The following is a 17,334-nucleotide window of genomic DNA, read 5'->3' on the forward strand; positions in this document are numbered from 1 at the left end:
CGTGCCCGGCCCGACTATACGCGACAGCTGACGCCAATATCGCTCCCCCCAATTTCGGCCCTCCATCTCGGCCAGTCTCGGGTTTTCGAATGCTCACCGCCTTTCGCGCCTTCTCTCGATCCAAATGGGCGGCCGCCCTGCTCGTGCTTATCGCGATCAGTTTCGTCATCGTCGGGGCGCGCATGGACGTGTTCTCGAATCTGGGGCCCAAACACGTGATCGACGCCGGAGCGCGTTCGATGAACGAGGCGGAGTTCCGCACCGCCTTCGACCAGGTGCGCGAGCGGCTGCAGCAACAGGTGGGCCGGCCCCTGACCAATCAGGACCTGGTGGCCGAGAACATCCACACCCGCTTCCTGGCCGAACAGACCGAGCAGTTGGGCTTCCTGAACTGGGCGTGGAAGGCGGGCATCCGCCCGGGCCAGGAACTGATCGTCAAGCAGATTCGCAAGATTCCGGCCTTCTTCAACTCCGTGACCGGCCAGTTCGACCAGCAAGCCTATCAGGCCGCCTTGGCCCAGCAGAACCTGACCCCCGCCATGCTTGAGCAGGACCTGCGCGATCAATACGCCACCGAGCATTTCGGGGCCGCCGTCTTCGCCGGCGCCCGCGTGCCGCGCATCTATGGCGCCCTGCTGGCCGGTTCGGCCCTGGAGTCGCGTGACGGCCGCTGGTTCGAAGTGACCTCGGCCATGGCCGGCCAGGTGCCGGCCCCGACCGACGCCCAGCTGAACGCCTTCATCCAGGAAAACGCCGAGCGTCTGCGCGCGCCCGAGTTCCGCATGGTCTCGGTCGTGCTGTTCACGCCCGAAGCGGCCAGCAGCGCCCCGATTTCCGAAGACCGCATTCGCGAGCGTTTCGAGTTCAAGAAGGACACGCTGGGCAAGCCCGAGACCCGCACCTTCGTCACCCTGACCGCGCCGAACCGCGACACGGCTCAAAAGATCGCCGCCGCCCTGCGGGCCGGTCAGTCGCCGGCCGATGTCGGCCGCGCCAACAACATCGCCCCCGCCAGTTTCGAAGCCACGCCGCGCGCCGCCATCGGCGACGCCGCCACGGCCGCCGCCGTCTTCGGCCTGCAGCCCAATCAGGTGTCCGACCCCGTCCAGGCCGGCGTCGGCTTCGCCGTGGCCAAGGTCACGGCCATTCAGCCGGCTGCGCCCGCCACGCTGGAAAGCGCCCGCCAGGAACTGGTTCAGGAATTGCGCGCCGAGGACGTGAAGGCCCAGACCTACGCCAAGGTCGAGAAGTACGAAGCCGCCCGCACCGCTGGCAAATCCCTGGCCGACGCCGCGCGCGAGGCTGGCGGTCGCATGGTCGACCTGCCGCCCTTCACCAAGGACGGAAAGCTGCCGAACGGCCAGGCCCTCAACGCCCCGCCGCAAATCTTCGAAACGGCCTGGAGCCTGGCCAAGGGCGGCGAGAGCGACGTGATCGACGCCGGCCAGGGGCAGTATTTCGCCATCCGCGTGAACGACATCCGCCCCTCGGCCCTGCCGACCCTGGCCGAAGTCCGTGCGCCGTTGGCCGAACAGTGGATCCAGCGCGAGACCCTGCGCCGCCTCTCGACCAAGGCCGAGGAACTGACCGCCCGCTTCCGCAACGGCGAGGATATCGCCGCCGTCGCCCGCTCGGTGAATGCGCCCCTGACGGTCCGCACCGGCGTCGTCCGCAACCAGGCCACGCAGGACGCGCTGGGCCAGGGCGTGCTCCAGGGCTTGTTCGGCCAATCCAAGGGCCAGGCCTTCTCGCAACCGGCGTCGCAGACCGCCTATGTCGTCGGCCGCGTGGACAATGTCCGTGCCGCCGATCCTGCCGCCGCCGGCCCGCTGGCCGAACAGGTGCGCCCGCGTCTGACCCAGGAACTGGTCCAGGCCATGGTGCAATCGTCCTTCGCCGCCGGCGCCCAGCGCTCCAAGGCCAAGAACGATCCGGCTCAGGCGCTCTCGGCCCTGGGGCTGTCGGCCGACGCCAAGCCGACCGCCCCGGCGCAATGACGACGGAGACGACCGCCGCCGCCGATTTCGACGCCTTCGCCGCCGGTCTTGGGGCCGGTCGGCCGCAGGTGATCGTGCGCCGGATCATCGACGACCTGGAGACGCCGGTCTCGGCCTATCTGAAACTGGGCCGGGATCGCCCCTATTCCTGTCTGCTGGAATCGGTGGAAGGCGGCGCTGTCAACGGCCGCTACTCGATCCTGACGCTGGACCCCGACGTGGTCTGGCGCTGCCGCGCCAACGCCGCCGAGATCGCGCGCGGTTCCGGCATTGCTCAGGGCGTCTTCACGCGCGATGCCCAGCCGGCGCTGGAATCGCTGCGCAGCCTGATCGCAGCCTCGCGGTTCGACCTCCCCGACGATCTGCCGCCGATGGCGGCCGGTCTGTTCGGCGTGTTCGGCTACGACATGGTGCGGCTGCTTGAGCCATTGGGCGCGCCCAATCCCGATCCGCTGGACTTGCCGGACGCCGTCCTGACCCGTCCGTCGCTGGTGGCCATCTTCGATTCAGTGCGTCACGAGATCGTGCTGATCGCGGCCGCCTACCCCGATGCCGGACTGGAGGCGGAGGTGGCGCATCAGGCGGCGATCACGCGCCTCGACGCCTTCGAATCCGCCCTTCGCGAGCCCCTGCCCGTCCGCGCGCCGCCGTTGGAGACGCCTGCGCCCGCCTTCGCCTCGCCGGTCGATGAAGCGGGCTTTGGCGGGATGGTGGCCCGGGCCAAGGACTATATCGCCGCCGGCGACATCTTCCAGGTCGTGCTCAGCCATCGTTTCTCCGCGCCCTGGTCAGCCGATCCCTTCGCCTTCTATCGTTCGCTGCGTCGTCAGAATCCTTCGCCCTATCTGTTCTATCTGAACTTCGACGGCTTTCAGCTGGCCGGCTCCAGCCCTGAAATCCTGGTCCGCCTGAAAAATGGCGAAGTGACCATTCGTCCCCTGGCCGGCACCCGGGCGCGCGGCGCCACGCCCGAGGCGGACAAGGCGCTGGAGGCCGAACTTCTGGCCGACCCCAAGGAGCGTGCCGAGCACCTGATGCTGCTGGACCTGGGCCGCAACGACGTGGGGCGCGTGGCCGCGCCCGGCACGGTCGAGGTGACGGAAAGCTTCGTCGTCGAACGCTACAGCCAGGTCATGCACATCGTCTCCAACGTGCGCGGCAAGGCCGATCCCAGGCTGGACGCCGTCGACACCCTGCTGGCCGCCTTGCCCGCCGGCACCCTGTCGGGCGCGCCCAAGGTGCGGGCCATGGAGATCATCGACGAGCTGGAAAGCGAAAAGCGCGGGGTCGGCTACGGCGGCGGGATCGGCTATATTTCAGCTGGAGGCGAGGCGGACATTTGCATCACCCTGCGCACCGCCCTGTTCGCGGACGGCAGAATCTTCGTCCAGGCGGGCGCCGGCGTCGTCGCCGACAGCGACCCGGCCGCCGAATACGCCGAGACCCGGCACAAGGCGCGCGCCCCGATGCGGGCGGCCGAGGAAGCCTGGCGCTTCCGCACTGGCGATCGCTAAGCCTTACCGGGCGCCGTAGGTCGCGGCAGGGTCAAAGGTGAACGCCTGGCCCGATCACGACGACCCCGGCCATGGCGATGGCCGCCGCAGCCGCAAGCGCGGCGGCCCCCAGGGCCGCCAGCGGATGGATCGGATCGGGTTCGACCTCGATCAGCTTGGCCTTCGCGGCGGCGATCTTGTCGGCGATGTCTTGTTCAGCGGTCAGTTTCACGGCCCAAAACTGCGTCAGCCAGTGTTAAGATGCGCTTTAACGACCGCGCCGCCTTGGCGCGGCGACCGACCACGCCTAAAAGCCAAGCCATGATCCTGGTCGTCGATAACTACGACAGCTTCACCTACAACCTCGTCCACTACCTCGCGGAGTTGGGCGCGCCGACCCATGTGGTGCGCAACGACGATCTGACGGTGGACCAGGCGTGGGCGCTGAACCCCGCCGCCGTGCTGCTGTCGCCCGGCCCGTGCGCGCCCGATCAGGCGGGAATCTGCCTGCCGCTGATCCAGACGGCGCCCGAATCCATCCCGATCCTGGGCGTCTGCCTGGGGCATCAGGCCATTGGCCAGGCTTTCGGCGGCGAGGTGATCCGCGCCAAGACCCTGATGCACGGCAAGACCTCGCCGATCCTGCATGAGGGCCGAAGCGTCTTCGCCGGCCTGCCCTCGCCCTTCACCGCCACCCGCTATCATTCGCTGGCGGTGAAACGCGAGACCCTGCCGGACTGCCTGGAGGTCACGGCCTGGACCGCCGACGGCGAGATCATGGGCTTGCAGCATCGCAGCCGCCCGATCCACGGCGTTCAGTTTCACCCGGAATCCATCGCCACCGAGCATGGCCACGACATGCTGGTCAACTTCCTGACGATCGCCGGCGTGAAGCGCCTCGCGACCGCCTGATCGTGGCTGACGGATTCAAGCCGATCCTGGCCCGGTTGGTCGAGGGTCAGCCGCTGACGTCGGAGCAGGCGCACGACTTCTTCGCCGCCTGCCTGCGCGGCGAACCGACGCCGTCTCAGGTCGCCGCCGCCGTCACCGCCCTGCGCATCAGGGGCGAGACGGTGGACGAGATCGCCGCCTTCGCCGCCGCCATGCGAGAAGCCGCCCTGACCTTGGACCATCCCTATGACGTCATCGATACCTGCGGCACCGGCGGCGACGGCCAGCACACCTACAACATCTCAACCGCCGCAGCCTTGGTTCTGGCCGGCGCGGGCCTGAAGGTCGCCAAGCACGGCAATCGAGCGATGTCTTCGAAATCAGGATCTTCCGACGTTTTGTCGATCCTGGGCGTCAACCTGATGGCATCTCCGGCGCAGCAGAGGAAGGCGCTGGACGAGGCGGGCATATGCTTTCTGTTCGCGCCCGCCTATCACGGCGCCATGCGCCATGTCGGGCCGGTCAGGGCCGAGCTCGGCTTTCGCACCGTATTCAATCTGTTGGGGCCGCTTTCAAACCCGGCGTCTGCGAAGCGGCAGGTCATGGGCGTCTATGATTCCCGGCTGCTGGAGCCGTTGGCCGAGGTGTTGGGACGGCTTGGCGCGACGCGGGCCTGGACGGTGCATGGCCAGGGGCTCGACGAACTGGCCACCTCGGGTCCGACCGAGGTGGCGGAATGGAACAACGGCGTTGTCCGCCGCTTTCAGGTCGCGCCCGAAGACGCCGGCCTTCCGCGCAGTTCCGTCGACGCCATTCGCGGCGGCGACGCCGAGGAGAACGCTACGGCTCTGCGCGCCCTGCTGGCGGGCCGGGCCGGGCCCTATCGCGACATCGTGGTGCTGAACGCCGCCGCCGCCTTGGTGGTGTCGGACCGCGCGAGCGACCTGGCCGAGGGCGCCGCCCTGGCCGCAGCCGCCATCGACGACGGAAGCGCGGCCCTGGCGCTGGAGCGTCTGGCCCGGATCACCACGACGCCTCTGGACCCCGAAGACGACGCATGACCGACATTCTCGATCGCATCGCCGCCTATAAGCGCGAGGATGTCGCCGCCCGAAAGGCCGCCACGTCTCAAGACGCGATCGAGGCCCTGGCCCGTTCGGCTTCGGCCCCGCGCGGCTTCCGCGCCGCCCTGGAGCGCGTGGAGGAAGAAACGGGCCGCCCCGCCCTGATCGCCGAGATCAAGAAGGCCAGCCCGTCCAAGGGCCTGATCCGGCCCGATTTCGATCCGCCAGCCTTGGCCAGGGCCTATCAGGCAGGGGGCGCCGCCTGCCTTTCGGTGCTGACCGATGGGCCCAGCTTCCAGGGCGACGACGCCTATCTGACGGCGGCGCGCGAGGCGGTCGCCCTTCCCTGCCTGCGCAAGGACTTCCTGGTCGATCCGTGGCAGGTCGCCGAGAGCCGCGCCCTGGGGGCCGATTGCATCCTGGTCATCTTGGCCATGATCGATGACGGCCTGGCGGCCGAACTGCTGTCGGAGGCCGACCGATTCGGCATGGATGCGCTGATCGAGACGCACGACGAAAACGAAATGGCCCGCGCCTGCGCGTTGGGCGGCGACTTGGTCGGCGTGAACAACCGGTCTCTGCGCAGCTTCGAGGTTGACCTGGAAGTCACCGAACGCCTGTCGATGCTCAGCCCTGTCCGCGCCCTGCTGGTCGCCGAAAGCGGCATCTTGACGCCTGACGACGTCGCGCGGGTGTCGGCCGCCCACGCCCAGGCGATCCTGGTCGGCGAAAGCCTGATGCGGCAGGACGATGTCGCAGGCGCGACCCGCGCATTGCTTGCGGCCTGACGATCGTCCCGCCCGTACAAGCGTTGGCGAACGTCGCCGTTAAGTTGACATTAGGAAGGAACACTTACAGAACATCGCCAATGTTCACGGCCCGTTCTGATTCTCCGAGCGGGCGCATGAGGACCGGGCGATGCTCACGCGCAAACAGCACGAACTGCTGATGTTCATCCACGAACGCATTCAGGAGACGGGCGTCTCTCCCTCGTTCGACGAGATGAAAGAGGCGCTGGACCTGGCCTCCAAGTCCGGCATCCACCGACTGATCACCGCCCTGGAAGAACGTGGCTTCATCCGCCGCCTGGCCCATCGCGCCCGCGCTTTGGAAGTCACCAAACTGCCTGAACAGGCGACCGCCGGCGCGCCGCGCGGCCGGCCCGGGTTCAAGCCCGATGTCATCGAGGGGGGCGCCCCGACGCGGGACGCGCCGATGGCCGCCAACGACACGCGCGAACTGCCGCTTCTGGGCAAGATCGCCGCCGGCACGCCCATCGCCGCCATCCAGCACGAGCAGGAGCGCCTGCCCGTGCCGGAATCCATGTTGGGCAAGGGGGATCACTATGTCCTGGAGATCGAAGGCGATTCGATGATCGAGGCCGGGATCCTGAACGGCGACCTGGTCGTGATCCGGCGCGGCGACACCGCGACCAATGGCGAGATCGTCGTGGCCCTGGTCGAGGGCGAGGAAGCGACCCTGAAACGCCTGCGCCGCAAGGGCGGCTCCATCGCCCTGGAACCCGCCAACCGCAACTATGAGACCCGCATCTTCGGCCCCGACCAGGTCGAGGTTCAGGGCAAGCTGGTCGGCCTCATGCGCCGCTATCACTGACCTCGGGGTCCGTTCGGCGGGTCCAGGGGCGTCTGCCGCGCACCTCCGTCGTCCAAACCGCACGCCAGCCCTGGCCGTCGCGCCAGAGTTCGACCGCCCCGCCTCTGGCGAAATCGACGCCGTCCAGAACCAGGCGACCGGCGCAGGCCGAGGGAAGCTCGGTGACGACGGGGCGCACGCCGATGACCGCAGCGGTTCGGCACAGCGCCGCCAGCCTTTCGACATCCGGCGCACGGCGCCCCCACCACAGAGCGACCGGCCCGGCGGCGGCATCGTCCGGGCCACAGGAGAAGCGGTCGCAGCTCCAGCCGTCCGCCTCGCGTTCCGTCAAGGCCAGTCCCCGTCGCCGCGACCACAGATCCACGGCGAACGTCCGCACGCCCGGCCGCAGGACGACCGCCTCGCCCTGGCGGCTGAAGGCCGCGTTGGTTCCGCCTTCTCCGATCCAGAGGTCCGGCGCCGGCGCTCGGGGCCAGACCAGCACCGCCGCCGCCAGCGGCAGGCCCAGCCAGCGCAGCCGTCCCCGCCACAGGCAGATGAAGATCACGCCGAGAAAGGCGATGGGCAGGACGAAATCCGGCGCGCTGGGGATTGTCCGAACCGCGCCCGGCAGGCTGGCGGTCCAGGACCCTATCGCCAGCATCAGATCGACGCCCCAGCCCGCCACCCACAGAAAGGGCGCGCCCAGTCCCAGGGGCTCCAGCGCGGCGCCCAGAGCCAGCGCGGGCATCAGAACGAAATCCGCCACTGGCGACGTGCCCAGATTGGCCAGCAGGCCATACATGGCCGTGCGGTTGAAATGCTGCATGGAGAAGGGGCCGGTCGCCATGCCGGCGACGAGGCTGGCCGCGACCGCCGCCGTGATCCAGCCGGCGAATCGTTGAACCGCCAGGATGGGCCAGGGCGCGGAAATCTCTCTCGGACCCGTGGGCCAGGCCTCGACCAAGGCCACGAGGGCCGCAGTCGCCGCGAAGGACATCTGGAACCCCGGCGTCACGATGGCTTCGGGCTGTATGGCCAGGACGATGAAGGCCGCCACCGCCAAGCCTTGCATGGTCACGGCCTGGCGATCCAGCAGTATGGCCAGAAAGGCGATGGATGCGGTGATCGCGGCCCGCTCGGCCGGCGGGGGCGCGCCCGACACCACCAGATAGGCCCCCACCGCCAACAGGCCCGCCACGGCCGCGATCTTCTTTCCGGGCGCGCGCAAGGCCAGCCAGGGCCAGGCAGCCACGCCCAGCCGCACAGCGAAAAAGACGAAGCCGCCGACGATGGCCATGTGCAGGCCCGACACAGACAGAATGTGCGCCAGGCCCGAATCGCGCATCACGTCCATGTCGTCCTGGCTGATCCAGGTCTCGTGACTGGTCGTCATGGCGGCTGCGATCCCGCCCGTCCGTTCGCCCAACCGCGCCACGATCCGTTCGGCCAGGGCGTAGCGCGCGCCGTTCACCGCCATTTCCAGGCGCAGACGCCTGGGCGGACGCGGCAGATCGGCCTGGCGCGTCTCGCTCAAGGCGAAGGCCACCCCGCCCAAGCCCTGGAAGAAGGCGTTGCGGCCGAAGTCGTAGGCGCCCGGGCTGGCCGGCGGGGGCGGCGGGTTCAGAATGGCGAAAAGTCTGATCGCCTCGCCCGGCCGCGGCGGTTCGCCCCGCACGGTGGCGCGCAGCCGGACCGGCGTCTGGTTCGGCGCCAGATCGCGAATCCAGACCGGCGCGATCACCACGCGCGCGCCGCGTTGGCCGGGGCTGTCGACGTCCACCACCCAGGCTTCGACGACGGTCGGCGCGGACAGGGCGGGCGCGATGGGCGCGGCGACGAAGGCGGTGCGCGCCTTTGCCGCCGCCAAGTCGGCCGCCATACAGGCGATCATTAGCAACGGCCATGTGATCCGGCGCGACGCTCCACGGGCCTTGGCCAGACCCCAGGCCGACGCGGCCGCAGCGACGGCCACAGCCAGCGGCCAGAACGCAGGCTCGAACCTCAGGGCGAAATAGCCGGCGCATCCCCCGCCGAAGGCCACAGGGCCCCACAGGCGCCACCGCGACGCCTGGGCCGCGACCTGCTCGGCCAGCCAGGATCGCAATCGCGCGGCGGGGGTAGGCTTTGCCGCATCGGGGCGTATAAGGGCCTCGCCTACGGACCCCTCCCCCATGACCTCACCTTCCTCGACTGTCGTCACCCGCTTCGCCCCCTCGCCGACAGGCTATCTGCATATCGGCGGGGCGAGAACCGCCTTGTTCAACTGGCTGTATGCCAAGAGACACGCAGGGCGCTTTCTGATCCGCGTCGAGGACACCGACCGCGAGCGTTCGACCGACGCGGCCGTCAAGGCGATCTTCGACGGCCTCAGCTGGTTGGAACTGTTCGCCGACGAGGAGCCGGTGTTCCAGTTCAGCCGCGCCGACCGCCACCGCGAGGTCGTAGATCGGCTGCTTGAAACGGGTCACGCCTATCGCGACTTCGCCACTGCGGAAGAGACCGGGCGATTGCGCGACGAAGCCAAGGCCGAGAAACGCAGTTTCGAATCGCCCTGGCGCGACCGGACACCCACCGTCGACGACCTAGCCCTGCCGCATGTCGTCCGTTTCCGCAGACCGCAATCGAGCACGGTGACGGTGCCCGACGAGGTCCAGGGCGCGGTCAGCTGGTCCACCGACGATCTGGACGACCTGGTGCTGCTGCGGTCCGACGGGGCGCCGACCTACAACCTGGCCGTGGTCGTCGATGACCACGACATGGGCGTGACCCATGTCATTCGCGGCGACGATCACCTGAACAATGCCGCGCGCCAGAGCCTGATCTACGACGCCCTGGGCTGGGCGCGGCCGGTGTTCGCCCACATCCCGCTGATCCACGGGCCGGACGGCGCCAAATTGTCCAAGCGGCATGGCGCCCAGGCGGTCCATGAATACGCCGAGATGGGCTATCTGCCCGAGGCCATGCGCAACTATCTGGCCCGGCTGGGTTGGGCGCACGGCGACGACGAATTGTTCAGCGACGCCCAGGCCATCGAATGGTTCGATCTGGCCGGCATCGGCAAGGCGCCCGCGCGGCTGGATTTCGACAAGCTGGCGCACGTCAACGCCCACTGGCTGCGCCTGGCCGACGACGAGCGTCTGGCCAAGCTGGCGCTGGACGCCCACCTGCAGAAGGGCCACGTCCTGGCCGAGGCGGACGAGGTACGACTTCACCGCGCCATGCCCTTCGTCAAGGATCGCGCCAAGACGGTGCTGGACCTGGCCGATCAGACGGCCTTCGTGCTGAAGACCCGCCCGCTCGACATCGACGACAAGGGCCGCGCCCTGCTGTCGGGCGAGACGCTGGATCGCCTGAGCCGCCTGCGCGAACGGCTGGCCCTTTTCCAATCCTGGGACGTCTTCGCCCTGGAGGCCGAACTCAAGGCCTTTGCGGAATCAGAGGGCGTCGGATTCGGCAAGATCGGCCCGCCGATGCGCGCGGCGCTTACCGCAGGGTCAGCTTCACCCGACATCGCACGCACTTTATCCGCCCTGGGACGCGACGAAAGTCTCGGGCGCTTGGATGATGCGCTGCAACAGACTAAGTGATCACCCACAAACCAAAAAGCGCCCGACGCCTCCCCGCGCCTGGACGTATGATGCAAAGGGGCATTCATGACTGAACAAGCCAAAACCGCCGGCTCGGCGACCCTGTCCTTCGAGGACAAGACCATCGAGTTGCCGGTCCTGTCGGGCTCCACCGGCCCGGACGTCATCGACATCCGCAAGCTCTATGCGGGAACGGGCGCCTTCACTTTCGATCCCGGCTTCACCTCCACGGCCGCCTGTGAATCGGCCCTGACCTATATCGACGGCGACGCCGGCGTGCTGCTGCACCGCGGTTATCCGATCGACCAACTGGCGTCGCAATCGAACTTCGTCGAGGTGTGCCACCTGCTGCTGCACGGCGAACTGCCGACCGCCGAACAGTACGAGAAGTTCGAGAACTCGATCACCATGCACACCATGCTGCATGCGCAGATCGACCGCTTCTTCGACGGGTTCCGTCGTGACGCCCATCCGATGGCCATCATGGTCGGCATCGTCGGCGCCCTGTCGGCCTTCTATCACGACAGCCTGGACATCCACGATCCGGTGCAACGCGACATCTCGGCCATCCGCCTGATCGCCAAGATGCCGACCATAGCGGCCCGCGCCTATAAATATCATGTCGGCCAGCCGTTCGTGTCGCCCCGCAACGACCTGTCCTACGCCGAAAACTTCCTGCGCATGTGCTTCGCCGTGCCAGCCGAGGACTATCACGTCGATCCGGCCCTGGTTCGCGCCATGGACCGCATCTTCACCCTTCACGCCGACCACGAGCAGAACGCCTCGACCTCGACCGTCCGCCTGGCCGGCTCGTCGGGCGCCAACCCCTTCGCCTGTATCGCCGCCGGCATCGCCTGCCTGTGGGGCCCGTCGCACGGCGGCGCCAACGAAGAGGCGCTGAACATGCTCAAGGAAATCGGCACTCCCGACAAGATCCCCGAGTTCATCCAGGGCGTTAAAGACCGCAAATACAAGCTGATGGGCTTCGGCCACCGCGTCTACAAGAACTACGATCCGCGCGCCAAGGTCATGCAGCAGTCGGCCTACGAAGTCCTGGCCGCCACGGGCCGCGAGAATGATCCGCTGTTCGTGGTCGCCAAGGAGTTGGAAAAGGTCGCCCTGTCGGACGAATATTTCACCTCGCGCAAGCTGTTCCCGAACGTGGACTTCTATTCGGGCATCACCCTGTCGGCGATGGGCTTCCCGACCAGCATGTTCACCGTCCTGTTCGCCCTGGCCCGCACCGTGGGCTGGATCGCGCAGTGGCAGGAAATGATGGCCGATCCGTCGCAGAAGATCGGCCGTCCGCGTCAGCTTTACACCGGCCCGACCCAGCGCGACTATGTGCCGATCGATCAGCGCGGCTGATCAGGGTCGCGAACGCTGAGAATGCAGAACGCCGGGGATACGTCCCCCGGCGTTTTGATTTGGCGCCACACCAGACGCAGATCGCGGAAACGGGCGGCCAGGTCGTCCAGGTCGCGGTGCATGTGCGCCACGCCGATGGCGGCGGCGCCCAGGGCCATGTCGTCGCCCTCCACCGCGATGGACAGGGCCAGGCTCTGGTCGATCGGCCCCATGGGATCGGCGGCCTCGCCCCGCGACAGCGCCTCCAGCCGTTCGACCGCGCGTGCGACGTCTTCCGACCAGGGCGCCAACCGCCTGTCTGCGCCTTGGTCGTGAAAACCGCGCCCCAGGATGACGATGTCGCTGCGCACCCGCCAGAAGGCGCGGGCCAGGGCGGCGCGGTCCGCCGTTTCGCGTTGCACGCCCGGGAAATCCACCACGTTCTTCGCGACTTGACCCAAGGCGTCGAGCCGCCGCTTCAGATCGGCGTGACGGCGCGTGATCTCCGCCGCGTCGCGGGCGTCTCCCTTCGCGACCAAGGCCAGCAGCACCGCGGCCTCGCCTGCGGCCTCCCTCGCCTGGAGGGTGAAGGTCTGCCGAGCGTGGCGCGGGAAAAGCGCCAAAATGGCGATCACCCCCACCCCGCAGCCGACGAAGATCTCCATGACCCGGTCCAACGCCAGGGCGCCCGGCCCCTCCGACCCCGCGCCGCCGGCGATGACGATGGTCGCGGTCACTGGAGCGATCTTCAGCCATGAGCGGCCGGCGCCGAGAAACGCCAGAACCGCCGTCGATACGGCGATGCTCAGCGCCAGGCTCTCCAGGCCAGGGGGCCGAAGAAAGGCGAACGCGGCCCCCACCAGGGCGCCGGTCACGGTTCCGATGGCCCGATCCCGCGCGATGGCCACCACTCCACCCCCGACGCTAGCCTGAACGACCACGATCGCGGAGATGACGCTCCAATAAGGATGGGGCAGCCCCAGAACGGTGGCCAGGTAGAGGCCGGCCGTCGCCGCCACGCCCATCTGCAGGGCTGCGCGAACCTCGGCCGCCCGGCGGGGGCTGAGGATCCGGACCATCTTCAGATCGGCTCCGCGCCAGCCTTGGCGGCGATGACGCGCAAGACGGCGTCGGCCGCCAGTTCGGACGGATCTGGCCCGTTGCGCCCCATCAGGTCCAGCGCCGCCGTCTGGCGTCGCGCCTGCTCCTGCGCCAGGGCGCGATCGGACAACAGCCGTCCCACGGCTGAGGCCAGTATGGCGGGCGTGGCCTCGTGCTGGATGTATTCGGGGGCGATCTGGTCGTCGGCGGCGATGTTGAACAGGGTGATGTGCTTGGCCGTCACCATCCGTTTCATCAGCGAGTAGGACAGGGCGTCGATCTTGTAGGCGATGACCATGGGCGCGCCCGCCAGGGCCAGTTCGGTCGAAACCGTGCCGCTGGTGGCCAAGGCCGCGTCGGCGGCGCGCATGGCGTCGTATTTCTCGGCCTCATCGACCAGATGGACCCGGAACGGCCAGGCGGCGATCCGGCCGGCGACATCCCCGGCTACGGTTCCGGCGGCGACCACGGCGATTTCCAGCGTCGGGTCCACGGCCTTCAGCTTGCGCACCGTCTCCTCATAGACAGGCGTCATGCGCGCGATCTCGCTGGGCCGGCTGCCCGGCAGCACCAGCAGCAGCTTCGCCTCGGCCGCTATGCCGCGCCGCGTACGAAAGGCTGGGCCGTCTGCGCCGGTCATGTCGATATGAAGGGCCGAAGAGCCGACGACGGTCGTCGCCAGGCCCTCACGCTCGAACCAGGGTGCATCGAAACCATAGAGGGCCAGCAGGTGATCGACGGCCCCCGCCAGGGTCCTGGCGCGGCCAGGACGCGAGGCCCAAACCTGAGGGCCGACGTATTTGATCAGGGGCACGTCCGGCCGCGCGGCGCGAATGGCCTTGGCGACGCGAATGGTGAAACCCCAACTGTCGATAAGGACGACGGCGTCCGGCTGTTCGCGCTCGGCCAGCGCCGCCGTTTCGGCGACCCGCCGCCTGACCTTGCCATAGGCGCGCAAACCTTCGATCCATCCCAGGATCGACAGTTCGGCGATGTCGAACGGGCTGGCGACGCCCTCGGCGGCCATGCGCGGCCCGCCGACGCCGACGAAGGCGACATCGTCGCCCAGCCGCGCTCTCAACGCCTTGGCGAGGCCGGCGCCCAGGGCGTCGCCGGAAGCCTCGGCCGCCACCAGCATGATCTTCAGCGGCCGGCTCATCGCGTCTCGCCCCAGACGAACAGGCCCAGACGGTCCGCCGTCGCGATGACGGCAGGCCGGTCGATCAGGATCAGACGCCCCGTCACCCCGCCGATGCCGGCCAGGCCCGCCGCCGCCGCCATCTCGACCGTTCGCGGCCCGATGACCGGCATGTCCACGCGCAGGTCCTGGATCGGCTTGGGCGCCTTGGCCAGAACGCCCCTTTTTTCCGACGCCGAGCCGCGCAAGTCCGAGGGCAGGCCGGCGACCCGTCCCAGCATGGCGTCCGTGCCCTCCTGGGCCTCGACCGCCAGCACCAGACCGTCGCAGACGACCGCGCCCTGACCAATGTCCAGTTCGCCCGCCTTTTCCGCGACGTGCAGCGCCTTTCTCAAATCGGACAACTGTTCCGGCGTGGGCGTCATCGTTCCCAGGGAGCCGGGGCTCAGCGTCTCGCCGCCCAGGATGTCGTCCGCCCCTTCGACCGCGAACCCCTCGGCCTCGAACACCGACAGGATTTTACGCAACAGGGCGTCGTCGCCCTTGGCCGCCGCCGCCACGATGCCGGGCAGCAGGGTCGCGCCCTTGAAGTCCGGCTTCAAGGTCTTGAAATCGGGGCGGCTGACGATGCCCGCCAGACACACCGCGCCGCAGCCGTTCGACTTCAGCGCCTTCAAGATCGCCCCGATCTGCGCCATGCCGAAGTCGTCGCCGGGCCAGCGTGTCAAATGAGGGTCGGCGAAGCCGTCCAGGCGCACGATATAGACGCCGCGCCCCTCGGCCTCGCAGCGTTGGGCCACCGCCTGGGGCAGATCGCCCCCGCCCGCGATCAGGCCGAGCTTGGGGCTGGTCATTCCGCGTTCGGCAGGCACAGCGGCCGCTTGCCGCCCTCGCGGATGAAGGCCAGTATCTCGACGATCTCGGGCAGGTCTGAATAGCGTTCCGTCACACGCTCGGTCCGGCTGGCGAACTCCCCCTCGCCTTCGAACAGGTCGCGATAGGCGGCCAGCAGACGCCGCACCTGGTCCCTGCCATAGCCTTTGCGCTTCAACCCGATCAGGTTCAGCCCGCGCAGACGCGCATGATTGCCCCAGGCGGAGCCATACGGAATGACATCGCGCGTCACGGCCGCTAGGCCCCCGATGATCGCCCCCTGCCCCACACGCCCGTTCTGGTGCACGGCGCACAGGCCGCCCAGGAAGACCTTGTCCCCGACCCGGGCGTGGCCGCCCAGGGTGGCGTTGTTCGCCATGACGACATTGTCGCCGACCACGCAGTCGTGACCCACGTGGGCACCGGTCATGAACAGATTGTTCGAACCGATCACGGTGACGCCCGTCCCCTGCGGCGTGCCGCGATTGAACGTGCAGTGCTCGCGGATCAGATTGTTCTCGCCGATCTCCAGCCGCACCGGCTCGCCCTTGTAGCCGTTGTGCTGTGGATCGCCGCCGATCACGGCGAAGGGGTGGATCGTCGTATTCGCCCCGACCGTCGTATCCTGCTGGACGACGACATGGCTGATCAGGCGCACGTCTTGCGCCAGCGTTACGTTCGGTCCGACCGTGCACCACGGCCCGACCCGCGCCCCGTCCGCCAGAACGGCTGTCGCATCGACGACGGCGGTCGGATGAACGCTCATCAGGCGGCGGGCTCTGGCACGGTCACGACCATGGCCATGAACTCGGCCTCGGCGGCCAGTTTGCCGTCGATGGAGGTCTCCCCCCGGAACTTGTAGGCGTCGCCCCGCGCCCTGATCACCTTGACCTCCATGCGCAGCTGATCGCCGGGCCGGGCAGGCTTTCTGAAGCGCACGCCGTCGATGGACATGAACATGATGACCTTGTCCGCCACGGCCACGTCCAGGGTCTTGGACATCAGAAGCGCGCCGGTCTGGGCCATGGCCTCCACGATCAGCACGCCAGGCATGACCGGGTCGATGGGGAAATGGCCGGGGAAGAAGGGCTCGTTGTGGCTGACGTTCTTGATCCCGACGATGGAAGTCGCGGGCACGAAATCCTCGGCCTTGTCCACCAAAAGAAAGGGATAGCGGTGCGGCAGCCGCCGCATCACCTCGGCGTAATCGATCTTGCCGTCTTCGCTCATCCCTATGATTCCTTCGGGGCCTTCTTCGATGAGGCCTGTTTGGCGAGCCAGACGGTCTCGCGCAAGAACTGTCGGATCGGCCGCGCCGGATAGCCCGACCAGGTTTCCCCCGCAGGAACGTCGGCCAACACGCCGGCGCCCGCCGCGACGCGCGCGCCCTCGCCGATGGTGATGTGGTCGCCGACCCCCGCCTTGCCGCCGAAGATCACGTTATCGCCTACCGTGACCGAGCCGGATATGCCGGTGTTGGCGACCAGCAGGCAGTTGCGACCGATGACGCAGTTGTGGCCCACCATGACCAGGTTATCGATCTTTGTATTCTCGCCGATGACGGTGTCGTCATAGGCGCCCCGGTCGATGCAGCTGTTGGCGCCAACCGTCACGCCGTCCTGCAGGATGACCCGTCCCAGCTGCGGGATATCCATCACCCCGGCCTGGGTCCCGGTCGCGCCAAAGCCGGCCTCGCCGATGCGCGCGCCGGCGTACAGCTTCACCCGGTCGCCGATCAGGGCGAAGCCGACGCTGACATTGGCCCCGATCACGCAGTCGCGGCCGATCTGGACGCCGGGCGCGATGACGCTGTTGGCGCCGATGCGGGATCCCCGACCGATGCGCACGCCCGAGCCCAGGACCACGCCGGGCTCGATCACCACGCTGTCGTCCTCGATCGCCTCGCCGCGCGTGATCGCCTGATCCAGCAGGATGGGCCGGTGCAACAGGATCGACGCCTTTGCCCAGGCGGCGTGGGGGGTACGCGAGGTGATGACAGCTGCGCCGGCCGGAGCCATCTCCACGGCCTCGGGCGGCACGATCACGCAGCCGGCCTGGGTTTCCCTCAGCACGCCGGCGAATTTTCGGTCGCCCAGAAACGCGATCGCGCCCCCGTCCGCAGAGGACAAGGGCGCGACGGAGGCGATGATGCGATCCCCGCCTCGTTCGACCGCTCCGCCGATCCTGGCCGCCAGTTCGGCGACGCTGAGGGGCGAAAGCGTCTGAAAGAAGCGGGAATCCGGCATC

Annotated in this window: 16 protein-coding genes; 8 read left to right on the top strand and 8 right to left on the bottom strand. The window is 68.4% G+C overall.

Translation table 11 applies throughout. The features are described 5' to 3' along the window. Positions 1-89 precede the first annotated feature (89 nt). Together AC0L6G_RS03870 and trpE are read left to right on the top strand one after the other, a co-directional pair. Positions 90-1,997 carry a peptidyl-prolyl cis-trans isomerase gene (locus AC0L6G_RS03870; protein WP_293827218.1) on the top strand — a complete coding sequence of 636 codons (1,908 nt, stop codon included), beginning with the start codon at positions 90-92 and terminating at the stop codon, positions 1,995-1,997. After that, positions 1,994-3,511: an anthranilate synthase component I gene (gene trpE / locus AC0L6G_RS03875; RefSeq protein WP_293827220.1), complete on the top strand. Its 1,518-nt coding sequence runs from the start codon at positions 1,994-1,996 to the stop codon at positions 3,509-3,511. The genes AC0L6G_RS03870 and trpE overlap by 4 nt, the downstream gene beginning before the upstream one ends. Before the next feature lie 31 nt (positions 3,512-3,542). Here the strand turns inward: trpE and AC0L6G_RS03880 are convergent, their stop codons facing one another. Then, on the bottom strand, positions 3,543-3,722 hold the full coding sequence (locus AC0L6G_RS03880) for a peptidoglycan-binding protein (RefSeq protein ID WP_293827222.1): 180 nt from the start codon (positions 3,720-3,722) through the stop codon (positions 3,543-3,545). Between the two features lie 89 nt (positions 3,723-3,811). On the opposite strand from AC0L6G_RS03880, the gene AC0L6G_RS03885 reads away from it, so the two are divergent. The 4 genes from AC0L6G_RS03885 to lexA all read left to right on the top strand — a co-directional run bounded on the left by AC0L6G_RS03885 (position 3,812) and on the right by lexA (position 7,059). After that, complete coding sequence (locus AC0L6G_RS03885) at positions 3,812-4,402, top strand: anthranilate synthase component II (RefSeq protein WP_473252897.1); 591 nt, start codon at positions 3,812-3,814, stop codon at positions 4,400-4,402. Between the two features lie 2 nt (positions 4,403-4,404). After that, positions 4,405-5,442: an anthranilate phosphoribosyltransferase gene (gene trpD / locus AC0L6G_RS03890; protein ID WP_293827226.1), complete on the top strand. Its 1,038-nt coding sequence runs from the start codon at positions 4,405-4,407 to the stop codon at positions 5,440-5,442. After that, the gene (gene trpC, locus AC0L6G_RS03895) at positions 5,439-6,233 is read left to right on the top strand and encodes an indole-3-glycerol phosphate synthase TrpC (protein WP_293827227.1); all 795 of its coding nucleotides are present in this window, start codon (positions 5,439-5,441) and stop codon (positions 6,231-6,233) included. Before trpD ends, trpC begins: the two co-directional genes overlap by 4 nt. 130 nt (positions 6,234-6,363) lie before the next feature. Further along, a complete protein-coding gene (lexA, locus tag AC0L6G_RS03900; RefSeq protein ID WP_291539438.1) occupies positions 6,364-7,059 on the top strand; it encodes a transcriptional repressor LexA in 696 nt (231 codons plus the stop codon). On the opposite strand, the gene AC0L6G_RS03905 is transcribed toward lexA, so the two are convergent. Then, the gene (locus tag AC0L6G_RS03905) at positions 7,040-9,214 is read right to left on the bottom strand and encodes a ComEC/Rec2 family competence protein (RefSeq protein ID WP_473252899.1); all 2,175 of its coding nucleotides are present in this window, start codon (positions 9,212-9,214) and stop codon (positions 7,040-7,042) included. The two genes, lexA and AC0L6G_RS03905, sit on opposite strands and share 20 nt — an antisense overlap. Here AC0L6G_RS03905 and gltX point away from each other — a divergent pair. Together gltX and gltA are read left to right on the top strand one after the other, a co-directional pair. Then, positions 9,213-10,628 (top strand): glutamate--tRNA ligase, encoded by a 1,416-nt coding sequence (gene gltX / locus AC0L6G_RS03910; protein ID WP_293827231.1) that lies wholly within the window; start codon positions 9,213-9,215, stop codon positions 10,626-10,628. The two genes, AC0L6G_RS03905 and gltX, sit on opposite strands and share 2 nt — an antisense overlap. A 66-nt stretch (positions 10,629-10,694) precedes the next feature. Continuing rightward, entirely contained in the window at positions 10,695-11,996 is a 1,302-nt protein-coding gene (gene gltA, locus AC0L6G_RS03915; protein WP_293827232.1) for a citrate synthase, read from the top strand. Here the strand turns inward: gltA and AC0L6G_RS03920 are convergent. From AC0L6G_RS03920 to lpxD, 6 genes are read right to left on the bottom strand one after another with little or no spacing between them, the layout of a single operon-like run. Next, entirely contained in the window at positions 11,984-13,054 is a 1,071-nt protein-coding gene (locus AC0L6G_RS03920; RefSeq protein WP_293827233.1) for an FUSC family protein, read from the bottom strand. The two genes, gltA and AC0L6G_RS03920, sit on opposite strands and share 13 nt — an antisense overlap. Before the next feature lie 2 nt (positions 13,055-13,056). After that, a complete protein-coding gene (gene lpxB / locus AC0L6G_RS03925) occupies positions 13,057-14,235 on the bottom strand; it encodes a lipid-A-disaccharide synthase (RefSeq protein WP_473252901.1) in 1,179 nt (392 codons plus the stop codon). Continuing rightward, entirely contained in the window at positions 14,232-15,068 is an 837-nt protein-coding gene (gene lpxI, locus AC0L6G_RS03930) for a UDP-2,3-diacylglucosamine diphosphatase (RefSeq protein ID WP_293827236.1), read from the bottom strand. Before lpxI ends, lpxB begins: the two co-directional genes overlap by 4 nt. Continuing rightward, positions 15,065-15,853: an acyl-ACP--UDP-N-acetylglucosamine O-acyltransferase gene (lpxA, locus tag AC0L6G_RS03935; protein ID WP_293827237.1), complete on the bottom strand. Its 789-nt coding sequence runs from the start codon at positions 15,851-15,853 to the stop codon at positions 15,065-15,067. The genes lpxI and lpxA overlap by 4 nt, the downstream gene beginning before the upstream one ends. Next, the gene (gene fabZ, locus AC0L6G_RS03940; RefSeq protein ID WP_291536369.1) at positions 15,853-16,317 is read right to left on the bottom strand and encodes a 3-hydroxyacyl-ACP dehydratase FabZ; all 465 of its coding nucleotides are present in this window, start codon (positions 16,315-16,317) and stop codon (positions 15,853-15,855) included. The genes lpxA and fabZ overlap by 1 nt, the downstream gene beginning before the upstream one ends. Before the next feature lie 2 nt (positions 16,318-16,319). Beyond that, positions 16,320-17,333, bottom strand: a complete 1,014-nt coding sequence (gene lpxD / locus AC0L6G_RS03945) for a UDP-3-O-(3-hydroxymyristoyl)glucosamine N-acyltransferase (protein ID WP_293827238.1) — start codon at positions 17,331-17,333, stop codon at positions 16,320-16,322. Position 17,334 lies beyond the last annotated feature (1 nt).

This window comes from Brevundimonas sp. D3-1P, from assembly GCF_055809335.1.